At 38.5% G+C, this 14,955-nt stretch carries 19 protein-coding genes; 10 read left to right on the forward strand and 9 right to left on the reverse strand.

Translation table 11 applies throughout. The features are described 5' to 3' along the window. Nucleotide 1 precedes the first annotated feature (1 nt). The 4 genes from GVV22_RS05665 (at nucleotide 2) to GVV22_RS11175 (ending at nucleotide 2,443) form a co-directional block, all read left to right on the forward strand. Nucleotides 2–484 carry a hypothetical protein gene (locus tag GVV22_RS05665; RefSeq protein WP_159649156.1) on the forward strand — a complete coding sequence of 161 codons (483 nt, stop codon included), beginning with the start codon at nucleotides 2–4 and terminating at the stop codon, nucleotides 482–484. Between the two features lie 61 nt (nucleotides 485–545). Next, entirely contained in the window at nucleotides 546–1,616 is a 1,071-nt protein-coding gene (serC, locus tag GVV22_RS05670) for a 3-phosphoserine/phosphohydroxythreonine transaminase (RefSeq protein ID WP_159649157.1), read from the forward strand. A gap of 207 nt (nucleotides 1,617–1,823) precedes the next feature. Continuing rightward, nucleotides 1,824–1,949, forward strand: coding sequence for a hypothetical protein (locus GVV22_RS11120; protein WP_268890714.1), 126 nt, complete (start codon nucleotides 1,824–1,826; stop codon nucleotides 1,947–1,949). Further along, on the forward strand, nucleotides 1,910–2,443 hold the full coding sequence (locus GVV22_RS11175; RefSeq protein WP_159649158.1) for a hypothetical protein: 534 nt from the start codon (nucleotides 1,910–1,912) through the stop codon (nucleotides 2,441–2,443). Before GVV22_RS11120 ends, GVV22_RS11175 begins: the two co-directional genes overlap by 40 nt. On the opposite strand, the gene GVV22_RS05680 is transcribed toward GVV22_RS11175, so the two are convergent. From GVV22_RS05680 to GVV22_RS05710, 7 genes are all read right to left on the reverse strand, one after another. Next, a complete protein-coding gene (locus GVV22_RS05680; RefSeq protein ID WP_159649159.1) occupies nucleotides 2,406–2,957 on the reverse strand; it encodes a hypothetical protein in 552 nt (183 codons plus the stop codon). The two genes, GVV22_RS11175 and GVV22_RS05680, sit on opposite strands and share 38 nt — an antisense overlap. 56 nt (nucleotides 2,958–3,013) lie before the next feature. Beyond that, nucleotides 3,014–3,652, reverse strand: a complete 639-nt coding sequence (pyrE, locus tag GVV22_RS05685) for an orotate phosphoribosyltransferase (protein WP_159649160.1) — start codon at nucleotides 3,650–3,652, stop codon at nucleotides 3,014–3,016. Next, the gene (gene pyrF, locus GVV22_RS05690; RefSeq protein ID WP_159649161.1) at nucleotides 3,652–4,335 is read right to left on the reverse strand and encodes an orotidine-5'-phosphate decarboxylase; all 684 of its coding nucleotides are present in this window, start codon (nucleotides 4,333–4,335) and stop codon (nucleotides 3,652–3,654) included. The genes pyrE and pyrF overlap by 1 nt, the downstream gene beginning before the upstream one ends. 131 nt (nucleotides 4,336–4,466) lie before the next feature. Continuing rightward, nucleotides 4,467–4,970, reverse strand: coding sequence for a bifunctional pyr operon transcriptional regulator/uracil phosphoribosyltransferase PyrR (pyrR, locus tag GVV22_RS05695; protein ID WP_159634721.1), 504 nt, complete (start codon nucleotides 4,968–4,970; stop codon nucleotides 4,467–4,469). A gap of 1,015 nt (nucleotides 4,971–5,985) precedes the next feature. Continuing rightward, nucleotides 5,986–7,326 (reverse strand): APC family permease, encoded by a 1,341-nt coding sequence (locus tag GVV22_RS05700; protein ID WP_159649162.1) that lies wholly within the window; start codon nucleotides 7,324–7,326, stop codon nucleotides 5,986–5,988. A gap of 14 nt (nucleotides 7,327–7,340) precedes the next feature. Further along, on the reverse strand, nucleotides 7,341–8,459 hold the full coding sequence (locus GVV22_RS05705) for a cation diffusion facilitator family transporter (protein ID WP_159649163.1): 1,119 nt from the start codon (nucleotides 8,457–8,459) through the stop codon (nucleotides 7,341–7,343). A gap of 7 nt (nucleotides 8,460–8,466) precedes the next feature. Then, nucleotides 8,467–9,306: a VOC family protein gene (locus GVV22_RS05710; protein WP_159649164.1), complete on the reverse strand. Its 840-nt coding sequence runs from the start codon at nucleotides 9,304–9,306 to the stop codon at nucleotides 8,467–8,469. A gap of 169 nt (nucleotides 9,307–9,475) precedes the next feature. On the opposite strand from GVV22_RS05710, the gene GVV22_RS05715 reads away from it, so the two are divergent. The 3 genes from GVV22_RS05715 to GVV22_RS05725 are packed head-to-tail and all read left to right on the forward strand — an operon-like array spanning nucleotide 9,476 to nucleotide 11,195. Continuing rightward, nucleotides 9,476–9,859 (forward strand): hypothetical protein, encoded by a 384-nt coding sequence (locus tag GVV22_RS05715; protein WP_159634733.1) that lies wholly within the window; start codon nucleotides 9,476–9,478, stop codon nucleotides 9,857–9,859. Beyond that, nucleotides 9,856–10,287 (forward strand): NfeD family protein, encoded by a 432-nt coding sequence (locus GVV22_RS05720; RefSeq protein WP_159649165.1) that lies wholly within the window; start codon nucleotides 9,856–9,858, stop codon nucleotides 10,285–10,287. The genes GVV22_RS05715 and GVV22_RS05720 overlap by 4 nt, the downstream gene beginning before the upstream one ends. Nucleotides 10,288–10,292: 5 nt before the next feature. Beyond that, nucleotides 10,293–11,195: an SPFH domain-containing protein gene (locus GVV22_RS05725; protein ID WP_201290689.1), complete on the forward strand. Its 903-nt coding sequence runs from the start codon at nucleotides 10,293–10,295 to the stop codon at nucleotides 11,193–11,195. A 41-nt stretch (nucleotides 11,196–11,236) separates the two neighbouring features. Here the strand turns inward: GVV22_RS05725 and GVV22_RS05730 are convergent, their stop codons facing one another. Both GVV22_RS05730 and GVV22_RS05735 read right to left on the reverse strand, forming a co-directional pair. Further along, complete coding sequence (locus GVV22_RS05730; protein WP_159649216.1) at nucleotides 11,237–11,650, reverse strand: Fur family transcriptional regulator; 414 nt, start codon at nucleotides 11,648–11,650, stop codon at nucleotides 11,237–11,239. 2 nt (nucleotides 11,651–11,652) lie between these two features. Continuing rightward, on the reverse strand, nucleotides 11,653–12,273 hold the full coding sequence (locus GVV22_RS05735; RefSeq protein ID WP_236261924.1) for an IMPACT family protein: 621 nt from the start codon (nucleotides 12,271–12,273) through the stop codon (nucleotides 11,653–11,655). A gap of 107 nt (nucleotides 12,274–12,380) precedes the next feature. Between GVV22_RS05735 and GVV22_RS05740 the strand changes: the two genes are divergently transcribed. From GVV22_RS05740 to GVV22_RS05750, 3 genes are all read left to right on the forward strand, one after another. Beyond that, a complete protein-coding gene (locus GVV22_RS05740) occupies nucleotides 12,381–13,235 on the forward strand; it encodes a DegV family protein (protein WP_159649167.1) in 855 nt (284 codons plus the stop codon). A gap of 56 nt (nucleotides 13,236–13,291) precedes the next feature. Next, nucleotides 13,292–14,146, forward strand: coding sequence for a DegV family protein (locus GVV22_RS05745; protein WP_159649168.1), 855 nt, complete (start codon nucleotides 13,292–13,294; stop codon nucleotides 14,144–14,146). Between the two features lie 110 nt (nucleotides 14,147–14,256). Next, nucleotides 14,257–14,943 carry a response regulator transcription factor gene (locus GVV22_RS05750; protein WP_159649169.1) on the forward strand — a complete coding sequence of 229 codons (687 nt, stop codon included), beginning with the start codon at nucleotides 14,257–14,259 and terminating at the stop codon, nucleotides 14,941–14,943. Nucleotides 14,944–14,955: the final 12 nt, after the last annotated feature.

Raw genomic sequence — 14,955 nt, forward strand, 5'->3', positions numbered from 1 at the left:
TATGCTACAAGAACGCATCAATCGTGTCATCAATAATCATCAATTAAGTTGTGGACACACCAATCACTATATTTTTATACTTAAAGGATTCACCCATGTATTGAAAAAATATTCGGTGCCAGTAAAGGATTTAGATGTCCTTAAAATTCCTACGAAAACAAATTTCTATATTACATATGAAGATGCGATGACCCTTGGAGATGGCTTCGTCAGTGCGCTTATCGAACATGAATACGATCCCTGGATTGTTGACTTCAATTTCTTTGAGGGGGGATATCTTGCTGATATTGACTCTGTAGATTACACTGATCGAAAGCCATTGGATACTATGTTACTGGTTAATTACCCTGAAATATCATGGGCTCCAGAACGGAAAACAATCCATATTTTCAACACCAATAATCCGCTAATAGGTATTGTGGACGATCCTGATACACCACGAACCAATGAAGACCGATTGAACATATTTCTAGAATTAGAGTAGAATTTTCTACTCTTTTTTCATAAATTCGTTTTATAATAATATATAAAAGTGGAGGATGTCTATGAGACCTGTATATAATTTTTCAGCCGGGCCCGCTATGTTGCCCGAATCAGTTTTACTTAAAATCCAAGATGAACTATTAAGTTATCAAGGATCCAATGTGTCAATGTTAGAAGTGAATCATCGTTCGTCTGAATTCTTCGGAATTATCGATCATGCTAAGGCAACATTGAGAGAACTCATGAATATCCCCGATACATACTCAATTGTATTTCTTCAAGGGGGGACAAGTCAGCAATTTGCAATGATTCCCATGAACTTTGCGAAAGGAAGACGCGTTGCTTATGTTGATACAGGTTTTTGGTCCGCAAAAGCGATTGAAGAAGCCCATATTCTCAACGACACGCTGGTTGTAGGATCAAGCAAAGAAGATGGTTACAGTTATCTTCCAATGGATCTCAAAGTTCCCGAAGATTGTGCCTATGTCCACATCACAACAAATGCAACATCAGAAGGTCTTATGTACCGCGAGCTCCCTAATACCAATGGAGTTCCTTTGATTGGTGATGCGTGCTCCAATATCCTTGGATTTCCATATGATATTAATGACTTTGCAATGCTTTACGCTGGAACACAAAAGAATTTAGGTATGTCAGGACTTACGCTTGCAATCATTCGTAATGATATGCTCCACGATGTGGAAGGACTTCCTTATATCTTCGATTACAAAAAGCATATCCAAGAAAATTCAGTCTATAATACCTCTCCAACGTTCGCAATCTATGTCACCGATTTAATGCTGACATGGGTTAAAGAACAGGGGGGTGTCGAAGCGCTCTCTCAACAAAACGAGAGAAAAGCTGCAATGTTGTATGAACTTATCGATCGTTCGGGATTCTATTCTAACTGGGTTAAACCATCTGATCGCTCATCGATGAACGTTGTCTTTACAACAAATGATGAAACATTGGATGCGTTATTTGTGGAAGAAGCAGCACTTGAAGGCATGATTAATCTGGGGGCTCACCGTAGTTCTCGAGGCATGCGCGTCAGCATCTATAATGCGATGCCTGTTGAAGCGGTTGAAAAGCTTGTCGACTTCATGATCCGCTTCCAAGATAAATATCAATAATGGAATTGCTATGGGACCTTTGAGAATCATCTTAATTTAGATACGATTCTCTGGTGTCCCATTTTTTGACTATTACAAACTACTAAACTATATAATTTAGTAATTACAACATTTGTAGGGTCACGACGCTTCTTGAGACCTTGAATAGACCTTCTAGATTGATAGACATACGAAACTCTTTTAATGTGGGGTTAGGAGGTGCTGTTAATGGATTTTGGAACAAAACTTAAGGAAGCTCGACTCGGACTCAGACAAGTAGACACGCAAATAGAATTGATGTCTCAAGACAAACTGTGTCTAATTGGGAGAATAATCGGAACCTTCCAGGTTTAAGAAGCATTGGCGAAATCAGTGATATTTACCAGATCTCCCTCGATCACTTATTAAAAAGAGACCGAAAAGTTATGGAAAAATTAATTAAGGATTCTGATATCAAAACAATGGAAAACAAATTAAATATATTGACCCTGATCGTTTGGGTGACATCGTCATCAATATTACTCTTTATTGATGGTGATATCCTTTCAAGTACAAGCATGCCTGTACTTAATGCTATATCCATTATTCTACGATTGATACTTATTGGATTACTATTTTATACAATTATTAAATATGTCAAAATGCGTAATGACTATCAATACCAAAGTTATCATTATACTTGCTGGATTATGCATTGTTGGATTCCTACTCGGACTCATTGTCGCATTATTATAGTCTTACGTTGCAAATTATGCAAAAAAAAAGCTGAACCCTATTCAATGCCCTCTTGCATCGAAATGGCCAGCTTTTTTAGTGTTCGATTTGAACACGTGGATTTAAAACTTTAATGTATTTAAGAATCGTTTCTTGAACCTCAGGATGTGTCAGCAGTTTAAATGTCTTTTTTGTTCCATCCTGATAAGTTAGTGTAAAAATATCTTGGTTCTTGCCTGTGTATCGTTGATTGCGATATGCAACGTTGGTAACATCTTCTAGTACGACTGCTTTGCATGTATCAACAAGGATCAAGCGGTCGCCATCTATGAGAATCGGAAATTCCGAAACACTATTTTTTATATACAAATTAAAATTAAGTGCAATCGATGGTTTGTCCATTGCATGAATCACTTGATCAATCTTTTGAGTATTCTGATACAAGCGAAAACTTTGAAATGCGACAACAATAGCACATACGACCGTTAGCATTAATGCCGTAGTCACGAGCGTCTGTTCTGGAAAGGCTTGACGTGATGCCAAGGTTCCAACAACGATAACTAACACTGACACAATGACCCATGCCGTAATTTTAATTCGAATTGTTTCTTTATTAATACCCAATAAATATTGCCGTTCACGTTCCATAATATACCTCATATCCTCATTATATTATACGTGATTTATGAGGGTTTGTCATGACACTACTGATGTGATTCAGTATATGCCTGTGGGTCTTGACGCCAAGCTTTTAACGAAGCAAGGTCGCTTTGACTTATGGTCCCTGAGCTTACTGCTACATCAATGAGTGTTGAATAGTTAGAAAGTGATTCGTACGGGATTCTTGCATTTTCGAAATTTTGACGTGCACTATCGAGTTCATAATCAAACACGGAAAGTACTGCAACAACTTCATGACCTGCATCTTCAAGTACTTTACATGCTTTTATACTCGAGCCACCTGTTGAAATCAGATCTTCAATCACGATAACTTTTGATTTCTCAGGAATGAATCCTTCGATTTGTTTGCTACGGCCATGATCTTTTGCTGCAACACGTACATAGGCCATTGGTAAAGCGAGCGCTTCAGATACCCAGCATGCTTGAGGGATTCCAGCGGTTGCTGTCCCGACAATCATATCAACAAATTGGTATTTTTGACGTACGATATCAGCTAAACCTCGTGCAATATTCATACGTACTTCAGGATAACTCATCGTGATCCGGTTATCACAGTAAATTGGACTTTTTAACCCACTTGCCCATGTGTATGGTTCGAGGGGACTCAAGGTGACGGCTTCGACGTCAAGTAAATATTTAGCGATGCGTTGTGCTGTGTTCATTATGCTTGCTCCCATTCTTTCTTAATTGCTACATATGCTTCATATGGATTATCTGCTTTTGTAATTGGACGACCTACCACAATATAGGAAGACCCATTTTGACGTGCACGAGATGGTGTCATGACGCGCTTTTGGTCACCAACATCACTTGTTTCTGGACGAATTCCCGGTGTTACTCGCAGGAACTCTTCACCACACTCATTCGCAATTTGTTGCGCTTCGAGTGGCGAACATACGACACCATCTAAACCTGCTTTTTGGGCACATGCTGCGTAATGGAGTACTGATTGCTCGAGCGAAACTTCAATGAGTTGATCACTGTGCATTTGTACTTCAGAAGTAGATGTCAGTTGTGTTACCGCAAGAAGAATTGGACCTTCACCTAAACCACGTCGTGCAGCTTCCATCATTTCGATGCCACCTGCTGCATGAACGTTCGCCATGTCGACACCAAGTTTGCGCAAACCACGCATGGCACTTTCTACAGTATTGGGGATATCATGCAATTTCAGGTCAAGGAAAATGCGATGACCACGTTCTTTAATCTCACGAACCATTTCTGGTCCGGTTTGGTAGTACAGTTCCATACCAATTTTAACGTAAAGGGACTCTTCGAAATGATCTAAGAATTCCATAACTTCTGTTCTTCCTGGAAAGTCCAGTGCAATAATAACTTCTGACATAATAACCTCTTTCTTTTTCTTCATTGAAAAGCAATTCAAATAAAAAGCTTGAACCCATAGAGTTCAAGCGCGTATCTTAAAAGATATGATTCGCTTCGAGAACTCTCTGGTACTCTTTAAAGTGAATTTAATTATGAAATATTTACCGAATCTTCGCCATCAATTTCTTTAATATGAACAAAGATACGTTCTGTTTTGGATGTAGGAACATTCTTACCAATATAATCTGGACGAATTGGAAGTTCGCGATGACCACGATCAACGAGAACCGCTAGCGAAATTTCTGCAGGACGCCCCATATCAATCGTTGCATCCATGGCTGCACGAATTGTTCTTCCTGTAAACAGTACATCATCGACCAATACAACATGTTTCCCTGTTAGCGAATCATTAGATGATGCGCTACTGTGGATTTCTTGATCATCACGGTAACCCGAGATGTTTAAGCTTACGACATCGACAGGTCCTTCGATAGATGCAATTTTTTCAGCAATTCTTTTGGCAATCGGCACCCCACGTGTCTCAATACCAACAATCACAAGATTTTCGATGCCTTGATTTCGCTCAACGATCTCATAAGAAAGACGGTTAATTGCACGCATCATTTCCGATTCATTCAGAATTATTTTCGACATACGTTCCTCCATAAAAAAAGAGCCACTCACAGAAAGAGGCTCGTTGATAATGATCATAGTTGCTCTTTCCTTCTTGATCTCTCAGGATCAGTTTAAAGGATTCTTTTTTCGAATAAATCATAATCTAATTCCCGCGCAATGTCAATGAATGTTCCATGACATTCTACCATCACGCTCGTATGTGAAAAGTAGTACTCGTTGAATCACATTTGTTCGAAAATGATTGTTTTTGATTGTTTATTTCAGATAATTATGTCGTTTGGTGAAATTATGTTGCGATAATACATTAAATCATTGTATTTATATGCTTTTCTTACATTTTTGTAAGAATTTTGTCCCCTATATCGATGTTATTGAAACCATACATTTTGTATTATAGTAACAGAGTAAAATTCATCAGTTCAGATGCACTTAATTGTATCAAGTTTTTTATTATTGTTACCTTAATCCTACAATAATCAAATTGCAATTAAGCAATCATAATATTCGCACTCATGAAACTTGATGTCATATACTCTGTCTCGTATAGAACTTGAAGCCAAAAGATGATTTCCTAACATATGTCTAACATACGATGAGTGTTGAATAAGTCCGCATTTCAAATCACATTTGAATTTATCCGCATTCGTTTCATCTTTTTAATCCGCTGATATTCTGAGAGGATATCAACGATTCTATTCGCAATTTACACTAATATCCGCAAACTTGATAATTGGTCATTATCAAATCCCGTAAATTGTACGCACATGCTTTTGAAATCCCCGATATACTTCAATCGCTAGTTTCTCCTTGTTATCGACATCATTTATTGATTGTCCTAACATGCCTGCGTTAGCAAGTTCTTACGATTCGTACTTTTTCAAGTACTCTCCTCAGTTTTACACCTCTCAGATTTGGTATACAGCTTTGTGTGTTTACCCCTCTAATACCAAGCAATGTATATCACACATATTATTGATGTAATAATATTGCATCCCATCAAAAAAAGGAGCAGACCTGTAGACTGCTCCTTTTCCTATGCTTCCTTGTTCATAAATACATAACCCAAGGCAATTCCCATAAACGAAATAGTGAAATATGCAACTGATTGTGGTTGCGTTAGTCCGCCATACAATACAAACGAAGCACCTAATAACGCAAGTCCTGGATACACGTATCCTTTGAGAACACCCAAGCGTTTCTGAGTTAGCTCTTCATATAATGTTCGTACGTATAACGAACTATAAAAGACATATGTGATCACAATCGGTAAACTATCAATCTGAAGCCCACTTAACGCTAATGGACCCACAGTGACTTGAAAGACACTCATTGCATGAAGTATTAGCCAAAACATGACGAGCGCAAAAGCAAGCCATGCTGATGCTACCGGTATTCCAAGATGATCATTCATTGTCTTATATCGCTCCGATTGAGGGAAGCGATTACGAATTGCTAAAGAATAAGGCAATCGGATGTAACCCAAGATTAATCCATTCACAGAACCCAAAATTGAAATAATCACCGCAAGATAGACCAACTTCATACCGATTGGACCAAAAATCATTTCGGCAATGTAACCAACAGATCCATCACCCAAGACCATCACTTGTTCTGGTCCTAACAAAGCATTAATTCCTACAAAATACGCAAGGTAGATAGCAAGAATGATAATCGGAGCGACAATCAATGCTTTCGATAGATTCTTCTTCGGGTTTTCAATTTCATGTGCTATTGCCGGTGCAACAAACCAACCATCGTAGGAGAATGCGCACGCAATAAGGCCAACAAACAAACTTGAATTAAATCGTGATTCTTCAACTATCGGTGCAGCAAGATTGGAAGGATTTCCAAAAACCAACCCTAAAAACGCTAACCCTAGCAAAGCACCTATTTTAATAATTAGCGTAATGTTTTGAAATAGTCCTGCTTGGTTGCGGTTAAATATATTCAAGACAAATGTTGCGACGATAATGATTAATGTTATGATCCACAGTCTAATGTCTGTTGGATCTGTAATATTAAAGAGTAATCCAATATAAATAGCACAAATCCACGATAGAATCGCAACAATTGCTGGAAAATAGAAAACAACTTGAAACCATCCGGAAAGGTATCCCATTGTCTTTCCCCATGCGAGTTCCGCATAGGCTATGAGTCCACCAGCTTCTGATGTTCGTTTCGCATACTCGGCAACGCAGAGCCCACCAAAGATAATGCCGAAAGCTCCGATGACCCAAAGTACGACTCCTAGAAGGACGCTGCCTTGGGTGGCAAATAGAATATCATCAGTTTTGAAAAAGATGCCAGACCCTACTACAATTCCGACAATCATGGCTATGGTTGTAAACAGTCCAAATTTTTTAGTTTCTTTCACAGGTGTTCCTCATTCTATATTAATTGCTGAGTATCAACGGTAACTTTTAGGGGATAGGTAAAACCATTACGCGCGAGCTCTTCTTTAAGTGTGGTTTTGATTGTGTCTACTACATTGAGTTTATCGGGTTCAATCACGAGATCAAACATCAGCGTGTCGTGAATAATTCGAACATCATGAAAATCAACACCACCATAGAACGTTCGTATATGTTTTTTTATAATTTGATAAATCTCTTTCATTTCTGGACTTTCGATATCTAGTGGATCCATATGAATTGCCAACGAAATCCCTGTTTTGTTTAGAATTGTATTCTCCAAAGTATCGACAATCGTATGGGCGTCAATCAGTGACATTGTTTGATTAATTTCAACATGTACGCTTCCGTATGTCGTATTTGATCCGTAATTATGAACCATTAAATCGTGATATCCTAAAATTTCGGAATTCGTATCCAAGATTGTTTTTATTTCATCAAGAACTGATGCATCAGGGCGTTCTCCAAGAAGACTGTTCATGAATTCACGGACCATTTTTAGAGCTGACCAAAGAATAAACAAGGATAAACCCAGTCCCAAGTAGGCATCAATTGTATATCCAGTCCAAAATTGAAAGCCAACACCAATTAGAACACCAGCAGTGGTCATCATGTCATTGAGACTATCTTGCCGGGATGCTAGCAGCATGTCTGATTTGAGTTTACGTGCTTGAACATCGTACATATATGCCATGAATCCTTTAGCAACAATTGAAAATATCAGAATAAAGATGGCAAGCGTCGAGAATGTTGTAGTTTGTGGTTCAATTATATTAGCTATCGATGTTTTGAGAACTTCCAATCCTAAAACACCCATAATTAAAGCCATCACAAATCCCGCTATATATTCAAAACGTTGATGTCCATATGGATGTTCGCGGTCTGCTGGTTTACCAGTGACGATAAAGCCGACCACTGTAATAACCGATGACATAGAGTCTGAAAAGTTATTGATACCATCAGCCATTATAGATTGTGAGTTCGCAATAATTCCAATCGTTATCTTAAAGACAGACAAAAGTAGGTTTATCGCGAGTCCCGCTAAACCTACTTTAATACCTTCTTTGTTTCTGTTTTTTTCGTTTAAATTTTCCATGTATTTATTATAACACAGTCAGTTTTAGATGAATCCCTGCTTTATCAACTATTTCGACCGTATCGTCTGAAACTGTATAACTATAATTTTCGAGTGCTTGAAGATTTTCTTTAATTGTCTCAAGATTATCAACAAAGATTGTTACTGAAGCAAGACCAGTTGTATCTTCGGGGAGTGGTGTTAATGATGGTCCTGACCAAACGTTTAGGGCGAGATCATGGTGATAACCACGTTTGGAAATAAAAATAGCATGTTGCATGTCTGTAATCAAATCATAGCCGAGTACATCCAAGTATAAAGCACGTGCATCACGAATCGCATTCACTTGAAGGTGAGCATGACCCAGAATTGTTCCCACTGGCATGCCATACCATGTTGGATCCGTTACCAATGAAACTAGACGTTGTATATCTACCGGTTCGGTGGCAGCTTCCATTGTCCCGTCTTCATTTACAAGCCACTCTGAGCGGGGACGATCGGCATAAATTTCAATACCATTTCCCTCTGGATCATTCATATATAGTGCTTGGCTATAAATATGGTCGCCGGCACCACCAATATTAAATCCAACTGCCTCGAAGTGATACAGAATTTGACCAAGATATCGTTCATCTGGTAATAGGATTGCAAGATGGTAGAGGCCATTGTAAGCTTTGGTTGCTTGTTTCACATCTTTCGATGTTATCAACTCTACAATTTTTCGATTATCAACTCCAAGCATCGCACTCGTTTCTGTTTCATTGATAATTTGCAGACCAATTGTTTCATTATAGAATTGCGTCATCATTTTTAAATCTTTGACACGTAGCGTGACGTATCCAAGTAGCGCTTCATTATTTAGTAACATAAGTAGTCCTCGTTTCTTTTCAATAACATAGTACCACAGTATGTTTAAGACTTCTATTTTTAAACACTGAAAATTTCAAAAATTCAAAAAGAAAAAGATTTCGAAGAAAATGAAAAACTTGAAATATTCGAAAATAACGTGTATGATTGAAACACAAAGGAGGGACGCTATGTTTAATTGGGTAACTGGTAATGCACAACTCGAGATTGTGACATTAAACAGTAACAACATAACACTAAACCAAAATGCTGCATCTCACTTTCAGTCAAGTCAGTATGTTTTGGTTGGTTTTTCACAAAATTCAGAGATTGGAATTAAACCGGTCTCAAAACGTGATATGGATTTAAATGCATATCCAAAAGAGAACCTGCATAAGATATCAATTGGTAAAGGATATGCTAAAATAAATAATAAAGCACTGTGCGATTTAATTTCTGCTAAAGTTGGAAAACCATTAACAGGACAAAAAATCTATGCTCGATTTGATGAAACAGAAAATGTTCTTATCTTCGACATTGATGCTTTATCAAATGGGGAGGAGGTACTTGTATGACAGTGTTTTGGATTGTAGTAGTTATTGCGATGATTGTCATCGAATTACTAACTGCAGGGAATTTAGTTTCTATATGGTTTGCGATTGGGGCAATTGCAGCAACTGCTGTGGCATTCTTTACAGATAGCGTTCTCATCCAAGTCATTATATTTGCGTTTGTTTCGATTGTTTCTCTAATCTTAATCCGTCCATTTACGACGCGTTTATTACGAGGAAATGTTATCGCAACAAATGCCGACAGTCTTATTGGCCGAAAAGCAATCTTGTCAGAAGCAATTGATGAAGACAAGTGGGGAATGATTCGTCTCAACGGTACTGAGTGGTCTGCAACAACTTCAGATTATTCAGAGCTTCCAAAAGGAACGCGTGTTGAGATTATAGCAATAGAGGGTGTTAAATTAATTGTTAGAGAGATCAAGGAGAACTAGAAACAATGGAAATTTCAACAATGATTATTATTGGACTTATTTTGGTTATTGCGTTACTCATTATTGGGTACTGTATCCGAGTAATTCCGCAATCCAATGCGTATGTCATTGAGCGCTTAGGGGCATACTCACATACATTAGATAAAGGGATGCATTTGATTCTACCCTTCGTAGACCGTGTCGCTAATCGTGTCTCATTGAAAGAGCGTGTTCAAGACTTCGCGCCACAGCCTGTTATTACTAAAGATAACGTCACGATGCAAATCGATACAGTTATTTACTTCCAAATTACAGATCCAGTCTTGTTTACATATGGTATTCACAATCCAATTAATGCGATTGAGAACCTTACAGCAACAACACTTCGTAATATTATCGGGGATTTAGAACTCGACCAGACCTTAACATCACGTGATATCATCAACTCACAAATGCGTGCGATTCTTGACGAAGCAACTGATCCATGGGGTATTCGTGTTCAACGTGTTGAAGTAAAAAATATTATTCCACCACGTGATATTCAAGAAGCGATGGAAAAACAAATGCGTGCTGAACGTGAACGTCGTGAATCCATTCTACGTGCCGAAGGGGAAAAACGTTCCGCAATCCTAATCGCTGAAGGGGAAAATGAAGCCGCTATCTTACGTGCACAAGCTAAGAAAGCTGCAATGATCGCTGAAGCGGAAGGAGAAGCAGAAGCAATTGACAAAATTCTTACTGCTCAAGCAAGTGCAGCCTTGAAACTTGAAGCTGTATCTGCAGATAATGCCTATATCAAGTTGAAGAGCCTTGAAGCTTTAGAAAAAGTGGCTGATGGTAAAGCAACGAAAATTGTCGTTCCCTCAGAACTTCAAAATATGGCATCACTCCTTGCAAGTGCAAAAGAAATTATGAAATCAGACAACTAAAACAACAAAGAGCATTCATCGCGTAGATGAATGCTCTTTTATTATGTATTAGCTGTCAATAATTGACATGCAGGACAAATTCCATACAATTCCAATTGATGTCGCGCAATAATGAAGCCTGTGCTTTCCTCGACACGTTCTTCATAATTATGTAATGGACATCCTTCAATAATTTGAAAGAGACCACATTCGGTACAAATAAGATGGTGTTTATGACCATGGTGTTTAAATTCATAGACGGTTTGGCTAGGCTCACTCACCAATAGTTTGGATACTAATCCCTTTTCAACAAACAAATCAAGGGTTCGATAAATCGTCGAAAGATCTAACGTACTCTTTAGTGATTCAAAAATTTGATTAATGGTCAGAGGTTGGTTACTCTCTTTCAAAAGCGACAACAATTCATCCCGTTGCTTTGTGTATTTAATTTTATGATTTTTGAGCTCTTCTCTCATCACTACGACACCTCCTTAATAAGTTCGATTGATTCCTGAATAAGTTCTTTGTGACCCATGCCTCGTGTCACATCGCTCAGCTTGTCTAGAGCGTCTGGTGAAAGGACACGAACATCATAGACTGCTAGTGTATCATATTGGCGTTCCATAACTGTACCTACTGACCCTGCATAGACTTCCACATCATTGGTAAACTCATATGGAAAGGACACACGGAATAGAAAGACACGTTGTGGTACTAAGACTTCCGCTTCCTGGATTCCAAGCGAGACACTTGAACCATATGCACGGATAAGACCGCCAACACCCAACAAGATTCCACCATAATAACGCACGACTACTGCAATGACATAGTTCATCTTATTACCGCGTAAGACCTGAAGCATTGGAAGTCCTGCACTCGACGACGGTTCGCCATCATCATTCGATCGTTCAATCTCACCAACAACATATGCACTGCAATGGTGCGTTGCTTTCGGATGTTCTTTTTTTATCGCACGCAGGTATTCTTTTGCCTCAGCTTCCGTTTGTACCGGTGCCAAATAGGTGATAAATTTCGATTTTTGGATTTCTTGCTCAGTGATTACTGATTCTTTAATTGTTTTGTAGTCTATTGGTTCCATGCATACATTATAAAGCATTTTGATTTCAGTTGAAAGACTGGCGACTTTAGTAGATAGTTTGACATTCAAAGTATTTAATTATATAATGCTCGCATTGGAGGATTACCATGAAAAATTATGCAATTGTCTGTGACACATCAGTCTCCTTAACACCCGAACAAGCGGCTGCAATGAATGTCACAATTACACCACTTACACTTATTCACAACAATAAAGAATACCTCGATCAAGTTGAAATGGACTATGATGCTGTCAACGATTTACTCCGTAACAAAGAACATCTTCAAACATCTCAACCCAATCTTGGGCTACTTATTACAACATTTGAAACGTTGAAGACTCAAGATTATGATCATATTTTCGTATTAGCGCTAACATCATCATTATCTGGTACTTACAATTCCATGAATCAAGCTATCCAAGAGGTTGGTTTAGACAATGTTTCGCTCGTGGATACCCGTTCCCTTGCCGGAGCCGTACAACATCTTGTTCGCTTCGTAAATGAACAAGCAGCTGCCAACAGCTCTGTCGCGGCAATTCTCTCTGGAATTGACGCGATGATTCCAAAGATCACATCATTTGTCTACCCACAAACATTAGATCAATTAAAAATTAGTGGTCGAATCTCAAAAAGTGCAGCAACTTTAGCGTCTCTACTTAAAGTGAAGCCAATCCTATACTTAAAGAGTGACTTGGATACGATTGAAAAATTTGGGACAGCACGTACAGAGACAAAAGTCTTTGACATTATTATCAAAGCGATGCGTGATGAGAACGTGACACCGGAAACCCATGTTATTTATTACTTAGACAATGAGGGCGAAGAAATTGTTGCACGGGCGAATACTGCCATTACCGAAGCATTGGGGTCGTTTGAAACACATGCCTCTAAATTACCGGCTGTTGTCGCTGCTCATGCAGGGCTTGGAACGATTGCAATTCAATGGGCACCAAAGTTCTAAATATGAGCACAACATGCGTTTATAGTATATAATATTAGATACTAGGAGGTTGAATTATGAAAACTGCAGTAGTCGTTGACAGCGGAAGCAACTATTACAACGAAGTAGATCGTAAGGAAGGACTCTTTGCTATTCCACTACAAATAATAGATGGAGATCATGCTTACTTGGAAAGCGTTGAAATATCAATAGATGAAGTAAACCAGAAACTCGCAGCTGGAAAACTGCTTCAAACGTCGTTACCATCTTTGGGGAAGATTGAGGAACTTTTTACAGAAATTAAAGAAATGGGCTACGAACAAATCTTAGCCGTTCCAATTACAAGCGGAATCTCAGGAACAATCAATGCAATGGTCACAGCTGCACAATTTGCGGATATCAAATTTGAATACATCGACTGCTTTACCGCAGCGCGTATTGAATTGGACTTAGCATTGACGGCACGTGATTTATTAGATGAAGGCAAGTCAATCGAAGCTATTCGCGAAATCTTGGATGATTCCATTAAGAATAGTGATACCTATATTATTCCTGATGATTTGAAACATCTCTCACGTGGTGGTCGTTTGTCGCCACTTGCAGCAACATTGGGTGGATTCCTCAAGATCAAACCAATCTTGCATTTAAACCATACTACAAATGGTGTCATTGATCCATTCGGTAAGGTTCGCACAATGTCTAAAGCGATTGATACGGTCATAGCACATATGCAAGATGTAGGCGTTGGTGCTGGTTATACGATAACGATTGTTGATGTCGATGCACCCGAGGCATTAGAAACAACGATTGAGAAGTTGAAGACAGCTTTCCCAGAAGCAAAACTTCATACAGGACCTCTAATTTCTACAGTTAGTGTTCATGTTGGAATCGGATCTGTCGCTTTCCAATACATGAAAAACCCTATAATTTAGACCGCGAAATGCGGTTTTCTTGTTTTCTATAACACCAATTCATACTTTAATGACAGATTGTATAACTTTATAATCTGTTTATATATGATGATGTTAGGAGGTTAGTCATTATGATAACAACATTAATTATTGATAGCGATTCAAAATATTTAGAAACATTAAGTAAAGAGCTTGAAGCAAACAACTACAAAGTGCTAACCGCATCTTCTGCCATGGAAGGCATTGAGCAATTTGCGATGAAAAATTCATTACTCGTCATTTCCGAGTACGATCTTGATGATACAAACGGAATCAAACTTTTAGCATCAGTGAAACGCATGGTACCGACAGCTCGCACGGTCCTGATGACAACATCACTTACAGATGCTATTGAAATTGAAGCACTCGCCGAAGACATCGATGTCGTTTGGGAAAAGAATAAATCCATAAACGTTTTACTCGCATACATGGAACGCATGTTTGATTCTTACTTCGATAAGTCAACACAACTTTCATTGTTCTCTATTTCCGAGAATATGTTGATGGATGTTGATAATCAAGTCATCACTAAAGATGGTGTTGATATTCCAATGACACCGATTGAACTTGGCATTATTGGCCATTTCTTAGCAAACCGTGGTGATGTCGTTTCGCGACGTCAAATTATTGATAACATCTGGAACGAGCCCTATTCTGAAGAGCTCGAACGTAAAGTTGATGTACATATTCGTAATATCCGAAAGAAATTAAATCTTTCTTCAATCTACACTGTGCGTGGTAAGGGTTATCGCTGGAGCGAAAACCCACACCGCGTATAATTGTGTAGGGAA

It is taken from the genome of Erysipelothrix aquatica, from assembly GCF_009828825.1.
GTDB lineage: Bacteria > Bacillota_I > Bacilli_A > Erysipelotrichales > Erysipelotrichaceae > Erysipelothrix > Erysipelothrix aquatica_A.

Excerpts from the sequence above, each read along its gene's own strand:
- GVV22_RS05665 (WP_159649156.1), top strand. The coding sequence starts at position 2 with ATGCTACAAGAACGCATCAATCGTGTCATCAATAATCATCAATTAAGT.
- serC (WP_159649157.1), top strand. The coding sequence starts at position 546 with ATGAGACCTGTATATAATTTTTCAGCCGGGCCCGCTATGTTGCCCGAA.
- GVV22_RS11120 (WP_268890714.1), top strand. The coding sequence starts at position 1,824 with ATGGATTTTGGAACAAAACTTAAGGAAGCTCGACTCGGACTCAGACAA.
- GVV22_RS05680 (WP_159649159.1), bottom strand. The coding sequence starts at position 2,957 with ATGGAACGTGAACGGCAATATTTATTGGGTATTAATAAAGAAACAATT.
- pyrE (WP_159649160.1), bottom strand. The coding sequence starts at position 3,652 with ATGAACACAGCACAACGCATCGCTAAATATTTACTTGACGTCGAAGCC.
- pyrF (WP_159649161.1), bottom strand. The coding sequence starts at position 4,335 with ATGTCAGAAGTTATTATTGCACTGGACTTTCCAGGAAGAACAGAAGTT.
- pyrR (WP_159634721.1), bottom strand. The coding sequence starts at position 4,970 with ATGTCGAAAATAATTCTGAATGAATCGGAAATGATGCGTGCAATTAAC.
- GVV22_RS05705 (WP_159649163.1), bottom strand. The coding sequence starts at position 8,459 with ATGGAAAATTTAAACGAAAAAAACAGAAACAAAGAAGGTATTAAAGTA.
- GVV22_RS05710 (WP_159649164.1), bottom strand. The coding sequence starts at position 9,306 with ATGTTACTAAATAATGAAGCGCTACTTGGATACGTCACGCTACGTGTC.
- GVV22_RS05715 (WP_159634733.1), top strand. The coding sequence starts at position 9,476 with ATGTTTAATTGGGTAACTGGTAATGCACAACTCGAGATTGTGACATTA.
- GVV22_RS05720 (WP_159649165.1), top strand. The coding sequence starts at position 9,856 with ATGACAGTGTTTTGGATTGTAGTAGTTATTGCGATGATTGTCATCGAA.
- GVV22_RS05725 (WP_201290689.1), top strand. The coding sequence starts at position 10,293 with ATGGAAATTTCAACAATGATTATTATTGGACTTATTTTGGTTATTGCG.
- GVV22_RS05730 (WP_159649216.1), bottom strand. The coding sequence starts at position 11,650 with ATGAGAGAAGAGCTCAAAAATCATAAAATTAAATACACAAAGCAACGG.
- GVV22_RS05735 (WP_236261924.1), bottom strand. The coding sequence starts at position 12,273 with ATGGAACCAATAGACTACAAAACAATTAAAGAATCAGTAATCACTGAG.
- GVV22_RS05740 (WP_159649167.1), top strand. The coding sequence starts at position 12,381 with ATGAAAAATTATGCAATTGTCTGTGACACATCAGTCTCCTTAACACCC.
- GVV22_RS05745 (WP_159649168.1), top strand. The coding sequence starts at position 13,292 with ATGAAAACTGCAGTAGTCGTTGACAGCGGAAGCAACTATTACAACGAA.
- GVV22_RS05750 (WP_159649169.1), top strand. The coding sequence starts at position 14,257 with ATGATAACAACATTAATTATTGATAGCGATTCAAAATATTTAGAAACA.